The organism is Bacteroidales bacterium, from assembly GCA_016707785.1.
Classification (GTDB): domain Bacteria; phylum Bacteroidota; class Bacteroidia; order Bacteroidales; family UBA4417; genus UBA4417.
Genome location: JADJGZ010000001.1, coordinates 335,945 through 353,428, shown reverse-complemented (window position 1 = coordinate 353,428; position 17,484 = coordinate 335,945). Strand labels below are relative to the sequence as shown.

Here is a 17,484-nt window from a genome sequence, read left to right as displayed (position 1 = left end):
CAATAGGGATCACATCTATTCGTAATTTTATATCTCTGTTAACTTATCATTTTAAGCTGTTTTTATGCTGATTTCCAGGATAGTAAAAGAACAATTCAAGCATCAGCCACTCCAACTGATCCTTATTATTGCAATCATTCTCCGGTTGCTGGCAGCTATCTTCTCAAAAGGATTTGGTATGCATGATGACCATTTTCTTGTCATAGAACCGGCTCAGGCATGGGCTGATGGTATTAACTATCAGGGATGGTTGCCTGGGGGAAGAACAAATGTTCAACCTGATGGACATAGCCTGCTCTATTCAGGCCTGCATTTTTTATTTTTCTGGTGCTGTAATGCAATCGGATTGTCGGATCCACAGATCAAGATGTTAATAGTAAGAGTAATACACGCTTTTTTTTCGCTGCTGATTGTAGGCTATGGCTACAAAATAGCCAGGAAAATCTCAAACGAAGAGGATGCAAAAACTACCGGACTGTTGCTCGCTTTACTCTGGTTCTTCCCAATGCTGGGAGTGAGAAACCTGGTGGAAATAGTGTGTATTCCTTTCCTGATGGCTGCTATATATGAACTTCTGAAAGCTGAAGAATCGGACAAACCCTTGAGAAAATATCTGTTGGCTGGAATTATCATTGGCATTGGCTTTTCAATACGTTTCCAGTCAGCCGTTTTTATTAGTGGGGTAGGACTTGTTTTACTCATCCTTGGAAAGTGGAAACCCACGCTCGTTTTTAGCCTGGGCGTTCTGTTAGCCATCATTCCCGTTCAGGGTGCTATCGATTTCTTTGTATGGGGTTTTCCATTTGCCGAATTAGGGGAATATATAAGGTATAACCTTGAAGCTGCCAACGATTACATCACAGGGCCCTGGTATAACTATATACTATTAATAGCAGGAATCCTTCTGCCCCCCATTTCATTCTTCCTCCTGGCCGGGTTCTTTAAAGTCTGGAAGAAACACCTGTTGATCTGGTTGCCATCTGTTCTTTTCCTGGTATTCCATTCTATTTTCCCTAATAAACAGGAAAGGTTTATATTTCCCATTTTACCCTTTGTTATTATCCTTGGGACCATTGGCTGGAATGAAATCATCAGGGAAAGAAAATTCTGGTTAAAACATAAAACCTTTCTGAAGGGTTCCTGGATATTTTTCTGGGTATTAAACTCCTTATTATTATTAGGGATTACATTCAGTTATTCAAAGCGCTCAAGGGTAGAAGTTATGTCTTACTTATCCAGGTATAAAAATATTGATGTACTTCTTCTGGAAGATACCAATCATGGGAGTGCTAAAATGCTGCCACAGTTTTATTCTGGACAATGGATGCAGGTAATCTCCAAAACCAATGAGGGAATTTCATGGCATTGTTCTGTGCCGGATTGTGATTCTACAGATATCGTGAATGCAAGGTTCGTTTGCTTTTTTGAAGAAACCAATCTCGATAAACGCATTGAAGGTCTGAAAGAAACCTTACCTCAACTCGAATATGAAACAACCATCTATCCCGGGTATATTGATAAGGTTATGTTCTTTCTGAACCCGGTCAACCTTAACCAGACAATAATTGTTTATAGGAATAAAGCATTTTTTCCTGAAAAAGTACAATAATGATTTTCGAAGAAGCAAAACAACGGATAAAGGAGCTTTCAGAAGAACTCAACTACCATAACTACCGGTATTATGTGCTGGCACAACCGGAAATATCAGATTATCAGTTTGATCAGAAAATGGAAGAACTGATTAAACTGGAGAAGGAGTTTCCTGCACTTCTGCAAGCTGAATCACCTTCTCAACGGGTTGGTGGACAAGTTACTAAGGAGTTCCAGTCCGTCAGTCATATTTATCCTATGCTTTCCCTGGGTAATACTTATTCAGAAGAAGAATTAAATGAATTTGATCTCAGGGTTGGTAAGTTACTGACAGAACAGGTTGAATATGTCTGTGAACTAAAGTTTGATGGGGTTTCCATTAGCCTGGTTTATGAAAATGGACGTCTGCTGAGGGCTGTTACCAGGGGCGATGGGGTTAGCGGTGATGACGTTACTGCGAATGTTAAAACAATAAAAAGTATTCCATTAGTCTTACACGGCAACGATTTTCCGGATCATTTTGAAGTCAGGGGAGAAATTTTTATGCCCCGCAAAGGCTTTGAACAATTTAACAGTGAAAGAATGGAAATAGGGGAGCAGCCATTCGCCAATCCCAGAAATGCGACTGCTGGTAGCCTTAAAATGCAGAACTCTGCTGAAGTAGCCCGCCGGCCTCTGGATAACTATGCGTATTATCTGCTCGGAACAAAAAGAACCTATGAGACTCATATGTTGAGTATTGCAGCATTGAAATCATGGGGCTTCAAAGTATCAGAAAAAAGTAAATTATGTCATTCCATGAGTGAAGTAGTTCAATTTATTCATGAAATCGGCAAGATCAGGGATAAACTTCCCTATGATATTGATGGCATCGTAATTAAAGTGAATTCTCTGGCACAACAGGAATTACTTGGATTTACAGCAAAATCACCCCGCTGGGCTATATCATACAAATATAAAGCAGAACAAGCAGTTACTCAATTGTTATCTGTCGATTACCAGGTGGGTCGGACAGGAGCAGTTACTCCTGTGGCCAATTTGAAACCTGTGCACCTGGCAGGTACAACCGTTAAAAGGGCAAGTCTTCATAATGCAGATATTATTGAAAAACTGGATATCAGGATTGGAGACCAGGTTTTTGTAGAGAAAGGTGGAGAAATTATCCCTAAAATCACCGCAGTTGATCTGACTAGAAGAGATCTGTTTTCTGAACCATTGCGTTTTATTTCCAGTTGTCCTGAATGCGGCACCGTACTGGAAAGAAATGAAGGGGAAGCTGCCTGGTTTTGTCCTAATGAAGATCAATGTCCTCCCCAGATTAAAGGCAAATTAGAGCATTTTATCAGTCGAAAGGCCATGAATATTGATACTTTGGGAGAAGGGAAAATTGAAATCCTCTTTGATAATGGTAAATTGAGAAATGCCGCTGATTTGTACTTGCTGTCTTCTGACCAGCTCTTAGGATTGGAAAGGATACTGGAAGGAGCCGCAGGAGAAAAAGATAAAAAGATTAGTTTCAGGGAAAAGACTGTTGAAAATATTCTTAAAGGAATAGAATCTTCCAGGCAAATTCCCTTTGAAAGGGTATTGTACGCTATTGGAATTAGATATGTTGGTGAGACGGTAGCTAAAAAACTTGCCCGTCATTTTAAAAGTATGGATAAGCTGACCCAAGCTTCTTTCGATGAATTAATAACTGTTGAGGAGATCGGGGAGAAGATAGCCGGAAGCCTGGTTTCTTACTTTTCTAATCCTAAACATCTTGATCTTATTGAAGCTTTGAGAAAAGCAGGACTAAAGTTTGAGATGGAAGAAACAGCCATTTTGTCAGAAGTATTATCAGGCAAAGTATTTGTGGTAAGCGGAGTATTCAGCCAGTTCTCCCGCGATCAGATCAAACAGATGATTGAACTGCATGGAGGAAAAAATACAGGATCAGTTTCAAAGAATACAGATTTCTTGTTAGCCGGAGATAAAATGGGCCCTGAAAAGCAAAAAAAAGCTGAACAACTGGGTGTGAAGATCATTTCTGAAGAAGAGTTTATACAAATGCTGGGTACCTGATTTCCTTTCATTTACTCTTTCTGACTGAGTTGATGCACACAAAACTTATAGATGATGCGCAGCAAAAAGGAAATAGAAAAACTCAGTTCTGATATCCACTCACTCGTTCATTTGAACCGATTGAAAGAGGCTTTGATTAAGCTCTCTTCCCTAATGGAAGGCATTCATATTGCTGATCATACATTGCAGTATGAGAACCTGGATCAAACCTACAGGATGCTCCTTGAATACACATTCAGGAGTGTTCCGGATCCTCAGCGAAATAAAATTTATCAATCTTTAAGGGTCTCTATTTTAGAACTCACTGATTTGATTCAGCAGAAAGCACTCTCCAATACCGGGATGCATATCTACTCATTAAAATCAGTCCTTGAGAAAGAAAAGGAAATGGCAAAGGAAGAAGCTGCCAGAAAGCTGGATTCTTTGCACTTTGATAAGGAATTAGCCAGGCTGCTGCATGAAACCGATGTAGAAGGAGAAGAAATAGATTCCACTGTTCCTCACATTTCTCCCCGCTTATTTCAGTTGATCTGGCTTACAGATAAATATGTAGATACTGATCTTCGTCTGCTGGCAACTATCAGGAAAACAGATGAGTTGCCCTGGTATGAAAAAAGTTTGGCAGTTAGTGCTTTGACTTTAAGCCTTTTAAACTGCTTTGATAAAGAAAAATTCCTGGTATTGATTGATTTCTACAATGACCAGCAGGACCAGGTATGGCAAAGGGCTTTAACAGGCTTGGTAATAGCTATTTATTTGTATGGGCACCGAATTGAACTATATCCGGCCATTAAGGAAAAATTGGGGGAATGTATTCAGGAAGAGTCCTTTTTTCAGCACATCCAAATGGTGTTGATCCAGATTCTCAAAGCCAGGGAAACGGAAAAACTTACCACCCGGTTCAAAGATGAAATTCTTCCTGATGTCCAGAAATTTGAATCAAAGATTAAAGAAAAACTTGATCTTGACAACCTTTTAGCTAATGATTTAATTGAAGATAAAAATCCTGACTGGGAGAAAATTTTCGAAGATAGTCCAGATTTATTGGGTAAAATCGAGAAAATGTCTGAAATGCAGATGGAAGGGTTAGACCTGTTCATGGGCACTTTTGCAATGCTTAAGAATTTTGATTTTTTCCGTGAGCTGTCTAACTGGTTCAGGCCTTTTTATAAGGAAAATGATACTGCTATCGAATCGATCCAGGGTGATCCTGTTCAACGAGAACGGTTCCTTACCGGAATGGAAGAATCATTTTACATGTGCAATTCTGATAAATATTCATTTTGTCTTAATGTAGGACACCTGCCAGAAGAACATAGCAAGAATCTTATGGGGCTCTTTAATTTAGAGGCTGAGAGTCTTCATGAAATCAGTCTGGAGGATAAAATACTGCATAAGCCTGAAAGGGAGAATTATATTTTCACTCAGTATATTCAGGATCTTTACCGCTTCTTCAAACTGCATCCCTTCAGAAATGATTTCAGGGATATTTTCGCCCTGGATTGGGATATTCAGGGATCGGGACTCTTTAACCTGATCAAAGATTCTCCAGAGGTATTAAAAAAGGCGGGTCATTTCCTTTTCGAAAAGGAACATTACAAGGAAGCCATTCATATTTTTGAATATCTTTCCACTATTCAGAACCCTGAGCAGGCTGTGATTGAAAAACTTGCCTATTGCTACCAATTGCTGGGTGATTATCAAAATGCATTAAAATATTATAAAAAGGCCGAAATATACGAGACTAACCGATTATGGAGTGTTAAAAAGATCATATTTTGCTATCGGAAATTGAATGATAATCTCTCTGCATTGAAATGGTGTCAGGATGCTCTCCTAATAGCTCAGGATGATATTTACCTGCACACTATGGCCGGAAATTGCCTGCTCGATGAAAAGCAATTTAATGAAGCCCTGGATCATTATTTCAGGGTTGAATTTCTTTCACCTGACAATAAGAAAATTCTGCGACCTATTAGTTGGTGCTGCCTGGTTTTAAATAAACTCGAACTGGCACAGAACTATTCGAACCAGGTTCTTCTTGATGAACCATCTGCTCATGACTTCATAAATGCCGGCCATATTGAGTTGTGTTTGGAAAATAAATCCAGGGCGATGGAGTATTACCGACAGTCAGTCGCAGGGGATGAAATTAGCTTTGCCCGATTTAATGAAATCCTGGCATCGGATTCTGAATTCCTTTTGATGAATGGTGTTAATGAAGAAGAATTGCCCATGATTTCTGATTACCTGAGATACAACTGATTCATCATTCAAAATAGCTTTAACAGATTTTAATCTTTTTTTGCTGTTCTATAAGTCATAATGGTGCAATAGTTGTTATTGATAAAGGATTTTTAATCCCGGATACTATGAAAAAGATCTATTTATTTTTTCTGACATTTGGACTTGCTCTCTCAATTTCAGCGCAACTACCCAATCCAGGTTTTGAGAATTGGACAACAGTAGGAAGCTTTGAAACACCTGATTTTTGGGGGAATATGAACGCATCTACTTCTGGTTCTGGAGTTTATACTATTACCAAAGGCGTTTCCGGACCAGCTTCAGGTGCAGCTTTTGTAAAGCTTATGACCAAGGATGTAGCTGGAACCATTACACCTGGCATAATTGTCAGTGGAATGCTGGATGAAGCTACCCTCAAACCAAAATCGGGTATTCCATTTACAGGCAGACCGGAAAAACTAAAGGGAAAATGGCAGTTCATGGGATATGGAACTGATGTTGCAACGTTTAGTGGCTGGTTAACCAAATGGAATACGTCCGTTCATCAGCGCGATACCATTGCAATACTATCGGGAAATACCAGTGGAATGCTTCATTCCTGGGGTGATTTTAACTTTCCATTCACATATCGATCCGCGGCAATTCCTGATTCTGTTGTCATTATGATCTCATCCAGCTCTTCAAATCCGGTAAAGAATAGCTTTATATGGCTGGACGATCTGGCTTTCGATGGTACTGTTACATCAGTTGAACCATTAACAACAAAATTAGAGGTTAATGTTTTCCCTAACCCGGCATCGCAATTTGTGAAAGTATCTTTCTATAGTCCTAAAGGTGACCAGGTAAACTTTATATTAAATGACAATATCGGTAATCGGGTAGCAGAGTATCAGTTTGATGTTGCTCCGGGATCGAATACCGTTATGCTGGATCTTTCCTCAGCAAGAATACATAATGGACTCTATTTTCTCAGTATGCATGCTTCGTTTGCTGCACAAACACGAAAGTTGGTGATTAAGAAATAAAGGTTTCAAACTAGTCCATAAACAGTAAGAGCAGGCCTTGAGCCTGCTCTTACTGTTTATGTTTTGAAGAATTTATTGAGGCTGAGAAATGATGATCTTTTGAGAATATTCTTTGCCTTGTATTCTGATTTTCAGCACGTAAATGCCATTCGAAACCTTAGTGGAAACTCGTACAATATTGTGGTTGGGCTCTGAATAACTTACCCTGCGCCCCTGGGCATCAAACATAGTTATGTTTTCAATAGGGTTGTTTGCCTGAACTTCAAAAAAACCATCTGTAACAGGATTGGGATAGACCTTGATATTGGTGGTTGTTTTTTCTTCAATTCCAACATTTGAGTCACATTCAAGTAAAATTGTCCATCCTTCTGCGGTGATCTCATTATTAGAATGGAATTCAAAAGTAAGAGCACCCAGTATGTTAGTCGATTGAATATCAGCAGGGAGCTGATTACCGCAGTAGGTACCTATCAGGGCTGATGAAGTTGTGGTTCCGTCATAAACCTTTAACCAGTCATTTAAACAGTCCTGCGAATCTTCAAGGTTGAACCTTATAAAACTGGCCTTTAGCTTATTATTTTGTCCTGTAGGAGATATTGTCATCACAGTTGATTCATTATTTGAATATGCAGTTGATGCTCCGCCGGAATCAAAAAACAATGCGTCACAGATAGTAGCTGATTGATTTCCAATATTTAAACCTTCCTTGACTGAAATATAACCTTCTTTAACCAGTGAGTCATTACTTCCGGTCCTGCTGATGACAAGTTTTACATTGAAATTCCCGATTTCATTATAAACGATGGCAGGATTCTGGTCAATTGAGGATGAAGGTGTGCCTCCCTCAAATTCCCATCTCCAACTATCCGGACTCCCTGCTGATTGATCCTGGAAATGAACAGATGATCCTATCTGCACATAATTCACATCACTGGTGAAGTTGGTGTGAAGTTTACCATCATACAACTGAACATTGAGATCAAGTTTCTGGAAATCTGTAATCTGAACAGTTATGGTTTTGGGATAATGACCTGCAGCAGAAAAAGTAACATTATATTGACCTGCTTTTAATAATCGATGGTAATCACCCACTGTGGGATCAGTAAAAACATGTGAACTATCCTGGTCATGTCCGGAAATAAAAACCCTCGCATTTAAAGGAGCACCAGTAATTGAATCAGAAACTACTCCGTGAAGGCCATAATTGCATTGTTCAATATAATTGAGGAGTGAACGGTAGTTATAATTCCAATGATTAATCAATTGATTGGCAGGCAGCAGCTTAGTGTTAGAAATTTCCATAGTAACTTCCCTGCAATTCCTGAAGAAATTCATGTAATCCTGCCGTCCGCCGGTAATGGTATACCAGGCATAACCATTGGTAATCCCATTATCAAAATCTCTTAAGTAATTTGATGGGGCATGAGCATGAACGGTATCAGCATATTCCCGGCATACATGTACCCACCAGTCATTATCTGCGGCAAGACGTGACCAGGTATCCCAGGGATAATTGAGCACTTCAGCACCCCCGTGGAAATTTGCAGACATGACAAAGTGGTGAAATCCTGCGAAATTCATAAAGGCAATAGTTTCAGGTTGCCATGGGTTACCATCAGGATGTGGGCCTGCAGCAGGGTCTGCATAATTCCTGTTGAGATCAACATTATTGGCATTGCCCCGGGTAGCTCCATTTACAGAACCATTACCACCTTTATAGGTTCCATCAGGATTAGCGAGCGGGTTAATATAAATTTCAGTATTGTTGATCATCTCTGTGATCCGCGGATCAGTGGTGTAGTTGGTGAGGAGATAATCGATAAGGTGAAGCATCAGGATATATCCGGTTGTTTCATCCCCGTGAATGGAAGAGGTGTATAAAAATTCCGGTTCATTTTCTTGAATGTCAGGGTTATCTGTGATTTTTAAAGCCTGAATTTTACGACCACTGCTTAGTGTGGTTATGGTGATCAAACGGCATATATCGGGGTTATTGGCTGCAAAATCCGACATAATTGTTTCATAGGCAGTATAGGTAGGATAATAATTCCAGTCCAGTACCTGTTTTGGATCATCAGACATCTCGGCATAAACTGAAAGTGAAGGAGGCAAAAGTGTCTCAAACTCCGATGTGTATTCCAGGAATTTCTGAAACTCTTTTTTATTGGCATATGCAATGACCTGATTCCCTGTAATTTTATCTACAGATATCATCCTTGAAATCAATCCAATATCTTGCCTGTCTTCAAGGTTAAACTGAAAATAGACTTCTCCACGGCTATCTAGTTGTTGGTTGGCACTCTCCAGGTTCCTGGAATTATCCTGTGCAGAAACATTTATGATCAGGAGAATACCTGCAATTAGGGTAAAAAGTTGTTTCATTTATAAAAGTTTTTTAAGCAGTAATGAGTTTTACTTGCTGGCATCCAGTTCCTGAATGAGAGATGCTATCTGGTTATAGATGTTTTTCTCTACTTTAACTAAAGGTAGTCTAAGGTTGTTTGCCAGTATTCCCTTGATTTCCAATGCAGCTTTAATTCCTGCCGGATTCCCGTCAATGAATAAAGCCTTAATAAATTCAGTTAGTTTGAAATGTAACTCCCGGGCTTTCTTGAATTCACCTTTTAATCCTAATTGCACCATTTGAGAGAATTCCTGTGGATATGCATTAGCCACAACAGAGATCACACCTTCACAACCCATAGATAACAATGGTAATGTTAACAGGTCATCACCTGAAATAACAAGAAATTCCTTAGGCTTGTCTTTTACAATATCCATTATCTGTTCAAGATTTCCAGAGGCTTCCTTGATGCCGATGATATTATCAAAATCATGTGCCAGCTGCAGGGTTGTCTCAGCTTTCATGTTCACACTTGTCCGTGAAGGAACATTATACATGATAATAGGCAAAGGGCTGACAACTGAAATATTTTTATAATGCAGATACAATCCTCTTTGTTGGGGTTTGTTATAAAATGGAGTAACCGTCAGGATGGCATCAAAGCCATCACAGGTGCAGGACCTGAGCACATTAACTACATCCTGTGTATTATTACCTCCTATACCCAATACGAGTGGAACGCGTTTGTTGACAATTTCAACAATATACTCAGCGAGGGCATGCTTTTCTTCTTTGTTCAGAGTTGCCGTTTCAGCCGTAGTCCCTTGAACAACAAGATAATTGATGCCACCTGCTATACAATGTTCGACCAGTTTCTCAAGTGAGCCGAAATCAATGGTTCCTTGTTTATGAAAAGGCGTGACCAGGGCAACACCAGTTCCTTTGAATCTTGAATTCATCTTATGATTCTGTATTAATTTTATTCAGATAATGCATGACCTGTTCAATAAAATACTCCAATGTTGAATCCTGGGGGATGTCAATCATTAGATCATAGTAGTGTTGATGTGATTCGTCAAAACGACCAATTTTAAGACTTGCTTTTGCATTGGCAGCAAGATATAGTAAAGGAATATACTCCTTTAAGGAAAGATCAATCAATATATCGAATTCTTCTTGTAAGAAATCCTTAACAAAAGGTTTTACAGGAAAATAATACCAATTGGTGTCCTTTACAGTAAGGATATCCTGCATTAATTTGGGGATGAAATAATGAGGAATAACCTTTTGATCAGTATAACAAGCCACTTTTACTTTTATGTTTCTATCACCTAGTAACTTAAGTAGATCTTCAATTTTTTTATAGCTATCTTCATCAGGAATATAATAAAGCAAAGCTATATACCTGGAATTATCAAGATTCAAAGGTTTCCTTGTACGCGAGAGCTTCTGATGCTCCTGTTCAAGGTTTTTACGCGCGAAACGATACCGGATATTATTTATTAGACTCAAGGAATCAAGTATTTAAGTTTCTTAATCCTTCGCATTTAGTAGCGATTATGATCAATCGACGTGCTAAGTTAAACAATTTGATACTTTACAGTATTTAAGCTTCGAATTTTATTTATGCCTTTACTTGAAACAACTATTGATTACTAAGGTTTATTTTCTGTACTTTTTTCAATGTTAGCAGGTTAAGTGGATTGCTTCCAAGATTCCTGATATTATTTCCACTAAATCGTAGCACCTGATCATAATACAACACAACCACCGGCGCTTTTTTCATGATCAGCTGATCCATCTTCATATATAATTTTCCTCTTACACTGTCATTCCTTTCTGTTAAAGCCTGGTTATAAAGTTTGTCAAATTCTTTATCAGAGAAATGAGTATAATTGGGCCCAACCGGACAGAAATTAGCAGTGGTAAAAAGTGATAAGTAGTTTTCAGCATCAGGATAATCGGCAATCCATGAACCGCGGAAAAAAGGCACTTCCGATTTGGCAATCATATCACGAAGGGTAGCCGGAGGGGAAACATCAATGCGAATATCGAAACCTAATTCATTCAGCTGGCTCTGTATATACTTGCACAGATCCAGGTAGGATGCATTGGTTGATAGAGTTATAGGGGGCAATCCAGCCCCACCGGGGTAACCGGCTTTTGCCATTAGTTCCTTTGCCAGGGCTGGGTTGAAATTATAACCGGGTATCTCAGAGGTCTCGAACCAGGGCAAACCGGGTGGAATAAATCCTGCAGTGCCTGCAATACCAATATTATTGCGAAGATATTGCATCATTTTAACTCTGTCGAATCCGTAATTGATTGCCTGCCTGATATATTGATCGGAAAGTGGATTGTTTGCATTTGACCTCATACTGCTATCCACCAGTATGCCCAGGTACTCAGTATTAAGGTATGGCGCTTTAGTAAGTGAAATCTTCGATGCATACTTCGGGTTTAACTCTCCTGAACGACTAAGTAATTCATCTTTATAACTGGCATCAATTCCAGACATAAAATCGAGGTTCCCTTTGATAAATTCCAGGAATGCTGATTGCTTATCAACAATAAAGCTTACGGAAATGGCATCCAGGTAGGGGAGGGTGGCTCCATTTTCATTCTCAAAATAGTGCTGGTTCTTTTCCATTACCAGTTTTACACCCTCTTTCCAATATTTCAATCTGAATGGACCTGTTCCAATCGGATTTTTTCTGAAATCAGCTCCATAGGCATCAATAGCCTCCCTTGGAATTACAGAACAGTATTGCATACATAATAAGCCTGGAAAGGGTGGGAATGGTGATTTTAGCCTGATTTCCAGGGTAGTGTCATTCAATGCTTTAAAGGCATATTTGTTATTAACCTGTTCAACCTGGTTAAAAATCCAGGCGCCTGGGGATGCTGTAGTGGGGTCTGTCAGTCGGTTGAAACTATATACAAAATCATTCGCAACCACTTTTCTGCCTTTCCCGAAAGTGAAAATTCCGGAGTCATGAAAATAAACATCATTGCGTAAATGAAAAGTATAAACTAATCCATTCTCCGAAATAATCCAGCTTTTAGCAATACAAGGTTGTGGGGAAAGCTGTTCATCTAACTGTAATAAACCATTGAAAAGCTGGTTAATAGCCCAGATATTAGCCTGGTTCCTTGCAAATGCCGGATCAAGAGAACTGATTCCTGAGGATTCATTGTACCTGAAAACTGTTCGTTTGTTGTCTGATTTTTGTGAATGCCTGCAGGAAGAAATCAAACAGAAAATCATCAAAACAAAGAATAATGCTAAGAACCTGGGCATAGAAACTTATTTAAGCTTCAAAATTAATTAAAGGAAGGACGTACAGAGAACCTAATTGTAAATGCAATGCAATTTTCCTTTAGAACTGGTTAGCCACATGGATACAGATTGTACCCTTAACAGATTACAACATTTGGCAATAGTATAAGCAATAGTTATCATTTTGGCTATTCAAATAACCTTTACCTTTGTGTCAATAACAAATACTACTGATATGAATCGCATCTCCTTACTTACTTTTTTCCTTCTTATTTCTTTGCTCACGACTGCACAAGTCCAGAAATTCTCAAGGGGACATGAATACTGCCATGCAAAAAAAATCCAAAATGAATTATCCGGCATGTCGAAGCAATTCTCTCCAAATGCCCCGGCTCATTCTTTTGATGTTTTGGACTACTCCATGGAACTTGACCTGATGAATAACTATTCATCCCCATATCCCAGGAATTTTCAGGGTAACATAGTGATTCAATTCAGAATTGATACTGCTTTAAACGCGATAGAACTTAATGCAAATACTCTGTCACTTACGATTGATTCGGTCGGTATGGCAGCATCTGCTTTTACACATTCAAATAATCTTTTAAATATTTCACTCGACAGGACCTATCTGCCTGGTGAAATAGCAATGATTAAAATTTATTATCAGCATAATAATGTGGAAGACAATGCAGTATATGTATCCGGAGGATTCCTTTTCACCGATTGTGAACCGGAAGGTGCAAGGAAATGGTTCCCCTGTTACGATCATCCCAGTGATAAAGCCACAGTCTCAGTTAAGGCTAAGGTCCCTGCTAATGTCAAATTGGCTTCCAATGGCAGGCTGCAGGATTCCATTCCCGGAACCAATTCAATTACCTATCATTGGATAAGCCGTGATCCTGTGGCAACTTACCTTGTTATCCTTACCTCTAAAGTGAATTATAAACTGGATATTGTCTATTGGACCAACCCCAATACCAATGAAGTGGTACCCATGCGTTTCTATTATAACAACAATGAAAACCCCGGACCTATGGAGGCTATCATAGGGGATATGACTACATTCTTTTCTCATGAATTTGGGGATCATCCTTTTGAAAAGAATGGTTTTGCCACTTTAAATAATCAATTTGCATGGGGCGGAATGGAGAACCAGACATTAACCAGTCTTTGTCCGGATTGCTGGGACGAATGGTTAGTAGCGCATGAATTTGCCCACCAGTGGTTTGGTGATATGATCACTTGTGCTACCTGGGCAGATATTTTCCTAAATGAAGGTTTTGCAACATGGACTGAAGCTCACTGGACTGAGAATGTGTCCGGATATAGTGCCTACAAAAATGAAATAGATGGAAATGCCAGCTATTACCTGTCAGCGAACCCGGGTTGGGCAATTTCTAACCCTGACTGGGCGGTTAACACGCCAAGTTCCAATACCTTGTTTAATTATGCCATCACATACATGAAAGGTAGCTGTGTGTTGCACCAATTAAGATATGTATTGGGTGACAGCCTTTATTTTGCAGGTATCAAAGCCTATGCAACTGATACAGTAGATTTCAAATATAAATCTGCAACAATAGGTGATTTTAAAACCAAGATGGAAACTGTCACCGAACAGGAGCTGGATTGGTTCTTTGATGCCTGGATATACAAACCTAACCATCCCTCTTATAAAAATGTCTATTCTTTTAAACCCCTACAGGATGGTAAATGGCAGGTGACCTTTACTGCACGCCAGCAACAGGCTTCATTATATTATTGGCAGATGCCCATTGAATTAAGAATCAGTTTTATGAACCTCACTGACACCATAATCAGGGTTTTCAACAGTTATAATAACCAGATTTTTACTTTTGAATTTGATCAGCAACCCGCCAACCTACAGTTTGATCCTCATAATGATATTGTCCTAAAACAAGCCAGTACCATTGTCTCTATCGATGAACCTGAAGCTCAGAATCCGGGAATATCAGTATTTCCAACGCAGTTTGATAGTCAGGTAATTATAAGGTATTCACTTGACCAGCCTTCTAATTCAAATATAACTGTAACTGATCCAATGGGTAGGGTCGTTTTTCAGAAGTCGCTGCCAAAACAATCAGCCGGAATCCATGAATTCGAATGGGATGGTAGTAATTTGCCCTCTGGTTTTTATTTCCTAAACTTTAGTTCCGGAAACCAGGTAAAATCTTTTAAAATTATCAGGCAATAACAATGAATATGGTGTTCTGGCCATAAACAGCAGAGGCTTAATTAATCACAATACTGAATAAAACTTTTCGCCCGGGAAACTGTCATGCAACAGATTCCCGGGCGATTCATTTATTGTGTAGTAAGCTAAGCTAATTCAGATTAAGGGGGGAGTCAACTTTTTCTTTGGTAAGTCCAAGTTCAATCACTTCGATCATTTCATTGATGTAATGAAAATTCACCCCTTTAATGTACTCTTTCTTGATGTCCTCAATCTCTTTTCTATTATCTGAAGAAAGGATGATATCTGTAATCCTTGCACGTTTTGCGGCCAGTATCTTCTCCTTGATTCCTCCTACAGGAAGAACCCTTCCCCGAAGAGTGATTTCGCCGGTCATGGCAAGTTTACTCTTTACTTTTCGTTGGGTAAATGCAGAAGCCAGGGCCGTGAACATTGTGATCCCTGCGGAAGGACCGTCTTTTGGTGTGGCACCCTCAGGAACATGAATATGAACATTCCATTTTTCGAATATTTCAACAGGAATACTGAGCATCCAGGCATGTGCTTTCAGGTATTCATAAGCAATGGTTGCTGATTCCTTCATGACATCTCCAAGGTTTCCGGTAATTGTGAGATTACCCTTTCCCGGACTTAAACTGACTTCAACAAAAAGGATCTCACCACCCACTGCAGTCCAGGCTAATCCTGTCACCACACCGGCAACTTTATTGGAAAAGCTCTTTTCTTGCTGGAAAATCGAATTTCCAAGAATACCCTGGAGGTTATCAGGGGTAATAGACTTATTAAAAGTCTCATTCATAGCAATATATTTTGCCCTGCTTCGGATAACTTTGGCAATATTTTTTTCCAGCAGACGAACACCCGATTCCCTGGTATAGTCTTCAATAAGTTTCTCCAGTGTTGCTTTAGGGAAGGAGATCGTTTTTGTAGTCATGCCATGCTCTCTCAATTGCTTGGGAATCAAGTGCCTTTTGGCTATTTCAATCTTCTCTTCAAGTAAGTAACCACTCAGGTCAATAATCTCCATCCTGTCGCGAAGAGCGGGATGGATGGTACTCAATGTATTGGCTGTGGCAATGAACATTACCTTAGAGAGGTCATATTCGATTTCAAGGAAATTATCGTAGAAAGCCAGGTTTTGTTCAGGATCCAGTACTTCAAGCAAAGCAGCCGAAGGGTCACCATTTACCGTCATACCTGAAACTTTATCGATTTCATCAAGAACAAATACAGGGTTTGAAAATTTTGCTTTCCGAATACTTTGTATGATCCTGCCGGGCATAGCTCCAATATAGGTGCGTCTGTGGCCTCTGATTTCTGATTCATCATGCAGGCCCCCTAAAGACATTCGAATATAACTGCGTCCTAATGCTTTGGCGATAGACTTTCCGAGGGAAGTTTTACCAACACCCGGAGGGCCCACCAAACAAAGAATGGGTGATTTCATGTCACCTTTGAGCTTAAGCACTGCAAGGTATTCAATGATACGTTCCTTTACTTTGTCCATTCCGTAATGGTCTTTATCCAAAACATCCTGGGCATTTTTCAGATCAAAATTGTCTTCTGTATAGCTTTCCCATGGCAGATCAACAATAGCTTCCAGGTAATTCAACTGCATGGAATATTCCATTGCAGCAGGATTCATCCGGATGATTTTGCTCATTTCCTTGTCAAATGTAGCCCCTACAGATTCGGGCCATTTTTTGGAAGCAGCCTTTTGTTTTAAATCATTCAGCTGCTGCTCATTGGGATTATTTCCAAGTTCTTCCTGGATAAGCCTTAGTTGCTGGTTTAACAGATAATCACGCTGCTGCTTATCCATATCAACCTTCACTTTATTCTGGATCTGGTTCTTTAGGTCAAGCATTTGTAATTCCTTGGTAAGCAGCGACAATACCATATTTGCCCGCTGATCCAGATCCTTTATACCAAGTAAGTTCTGCTTTTCTGAAAGCTCAATATTAAGGTTAGAAGCTACAAAATTCACCAGGAAGACAGAACTCTCAATGTTTTTTATTGCAAAAGCCGCTTCACTGGGCAGATTAGGTGACTGGCTGATGATTTGAATAGATAAATCTTTGATGGAAGCTATAAGTGCTTCAAAAGATTTGTCATCCTTTAAATAGGCAGAAGGAGAATCAAACTCAGCAACCGAGGCCTTGAAATAAGGGTCACTCTGAAGCAGATTCCCTAATTCAAATCGTTTCTTTCCCTGGATAATGGCGGTAGTATTGCCATCAGGCATCTGGAGTATTTTGATAATATAGGCTACCGTACCAATCCTGTTGAGATCTTCAAATGCCGGGTCTTCGATTTCAGGATCTTTCTGGGAAACAACTCCAATGATCCGGCTTCCTTTATAATATTCCTTTATCAGTCGAATTGATTTATCCCTTCCAACTGTGATGGGAATCACAACACCGGGAAAAAGAACAGTATTTCGTAAAGGTAATATGGGTAAATCTGCAGGTACTTTTTCTGCATTGATTAATTCTTCGTCCTCCGCTGAAAGCAAAGGAATGAATTCAGTTTCATCTTCAAGCAAGTTCGACATCTTTTTCTTTCAAATTATAAACTTATTAGGACATGTCATTATGACATACACCCGAAACCTCCTGCTATCAGGATGAGTGGTGAGGAAAAGTCAATAATCATGCCACAGAAGGAGAACAAGGTAATTCCTGCGTTGTTCAGATAAAAATAAGGGAATTAGAGAATA

Annotated in this window: 10 protein-coding genes; 5 read left to right on the top strand and 5 right to left on the bottom strand. The window is 39.4% G+C overall.

Annotated elements, in window-relative coordinates; translation table 11 throughout:
- The first annotated feature begins 64 nt into the window (after nt 1-64).
- The 4 genes from IPH84_01425 to IPH84_01410 all read left to right on the top strand — a co-directional run bounded on the left by IPH84_01425 (nt 65) and on the right by IPH84_01410 (nt 6,923).
- On the top strand, nt 65-1,609 hold the full coding sequence (locus IPH84_01425) for a glycosyltransferase family 39 protein (protein MBK7171901.1): 1,545 nt from the start codon (nt 65-67) through the stop codon (nt 1,607-1,609).
- Entirely contained in the window at nt 1,609-3,654 is a 2,046-nt protein-coding gene (gene ligA / locus IPH84_01420) for an NAD-dependent DNA ligase LigA (GenBank protein ID MBK7171900.1), read from the top strand. The genes IPH84_01425 and ligA overlap by 1 nt, the downstream gene beginning before the upstream one ends.
- Nucleotides 3,655-3,708: 54 nt before the next feature.
- Complete coding sequence (locus IPH84_01415) at nt 3,709-5,919, top strand: hypothetical protein (GenBank protein ID MBK7171899.1); 2,211 nt, start codon at nt 3,709-3,711, stop codon at nt 5,917-5,919.
- 107 nt (nt 5,920-6,026) lie between these two features.
- The gene (locus tag IPH84_01410) at nt 6,027-6,923 is read left to right on the top strand and encodes a T9SS type A sorting domain-containing protein (GenBank protein MBK7171898.1); all 897 of its coding nucleotides are present in this window, start codon (nt 6,027-6,029) and stop codon (nt 6,921-6,923) included.
- A gap of 72 nt (nt 6,924-6,995) precedes the next feature.
- Here IPH84_01410 and IPH84_01405 read toward each other — a convergent pair whose 3' ends face one another.
- From IPH84_01405 to IPH84_01390, 4 genes are all read right to left on the bottom strand, one after another.
- Nucleotides 6,996-9,305, bottom strand: a complete 2,310-nt coding sequence (locus tag IPH84_01405; GenBank protein MBK7171897.1) for a T9SS type A sorting domain-containing protein — start codon at nt 9,303-9,305, stop codon at nt 6,996-6,998.
- A 30-nt stretch (nt 9,306-9,335) separates the two neighbouring features.
- Nucleotides 9,336-10,226, bottom strand: coding sequence for a 4-hydroxy-tetrahydrodipicolinate synthase (locus tag IPH84_01400; GenBank protein MBK7171896.1), 891 nt, complete (start codon nt 10,224-10,226; stop codon nt 9,336-9,338).
- 1 nt (nt 10,227) lies between these two features.
- Nucleotides 10,228-10,779 (bottom strand): hypothetical protein, encoded by a 552-nt coding sequence (locus tag IPH84_01395; protein MBK7171895.1) that lies wholly within the window; start codon nt 10,777-10,779, stop codon nt 10,228-10,230.
- A gap of 133 nt (nt 10,780-10,912) precedes the next feature.
- Nucleotides 10,913-12,568, bottom strand: a complete 1,656-nt coding sequence (locus IPH84_01390) for an ABC transporter substrate-binding protein (protein MBK7171894.1) — start codon at nt 12,566-12,568, stop codon at nt 10,913-10,915.
- Nucleotides 12,569-12,782: 214 nt separating this feature from the next.
- Here IPH84_01390 and IPH84_01385 point away from each other — a divergent pair, with 214 nt between their 5' ends.
- On the top strand, nt 12,783-14,765 hold the full coding sequence (locus IPH84_01385) for a T9SS type A sorting domain-containing protein (protein MBK7171893.1): 1,983 nt from the start codon (nt 12,783-12,785) through the stop codon (nt 14,763-14,765).
- A gap of 130 nt (nt 14,766-14,895) precedes the next feature.
- On the opposite strand, the gene lon is transcribed toward IPH84_01385, so the two are convergent.
- Nucleotides 14,896-17,319, bottom strand: coding sequence for an endopeptidase La (lon, locus tag IPH84_01380; GenBank protein MBK7171892.1), 2,424 nt, complete (start codon nt 17,317-17,319; stop codon nt 14,896-14,898).
- Nucleotides 17,320-17,484 lie beyond the last annotated feature (165 nt).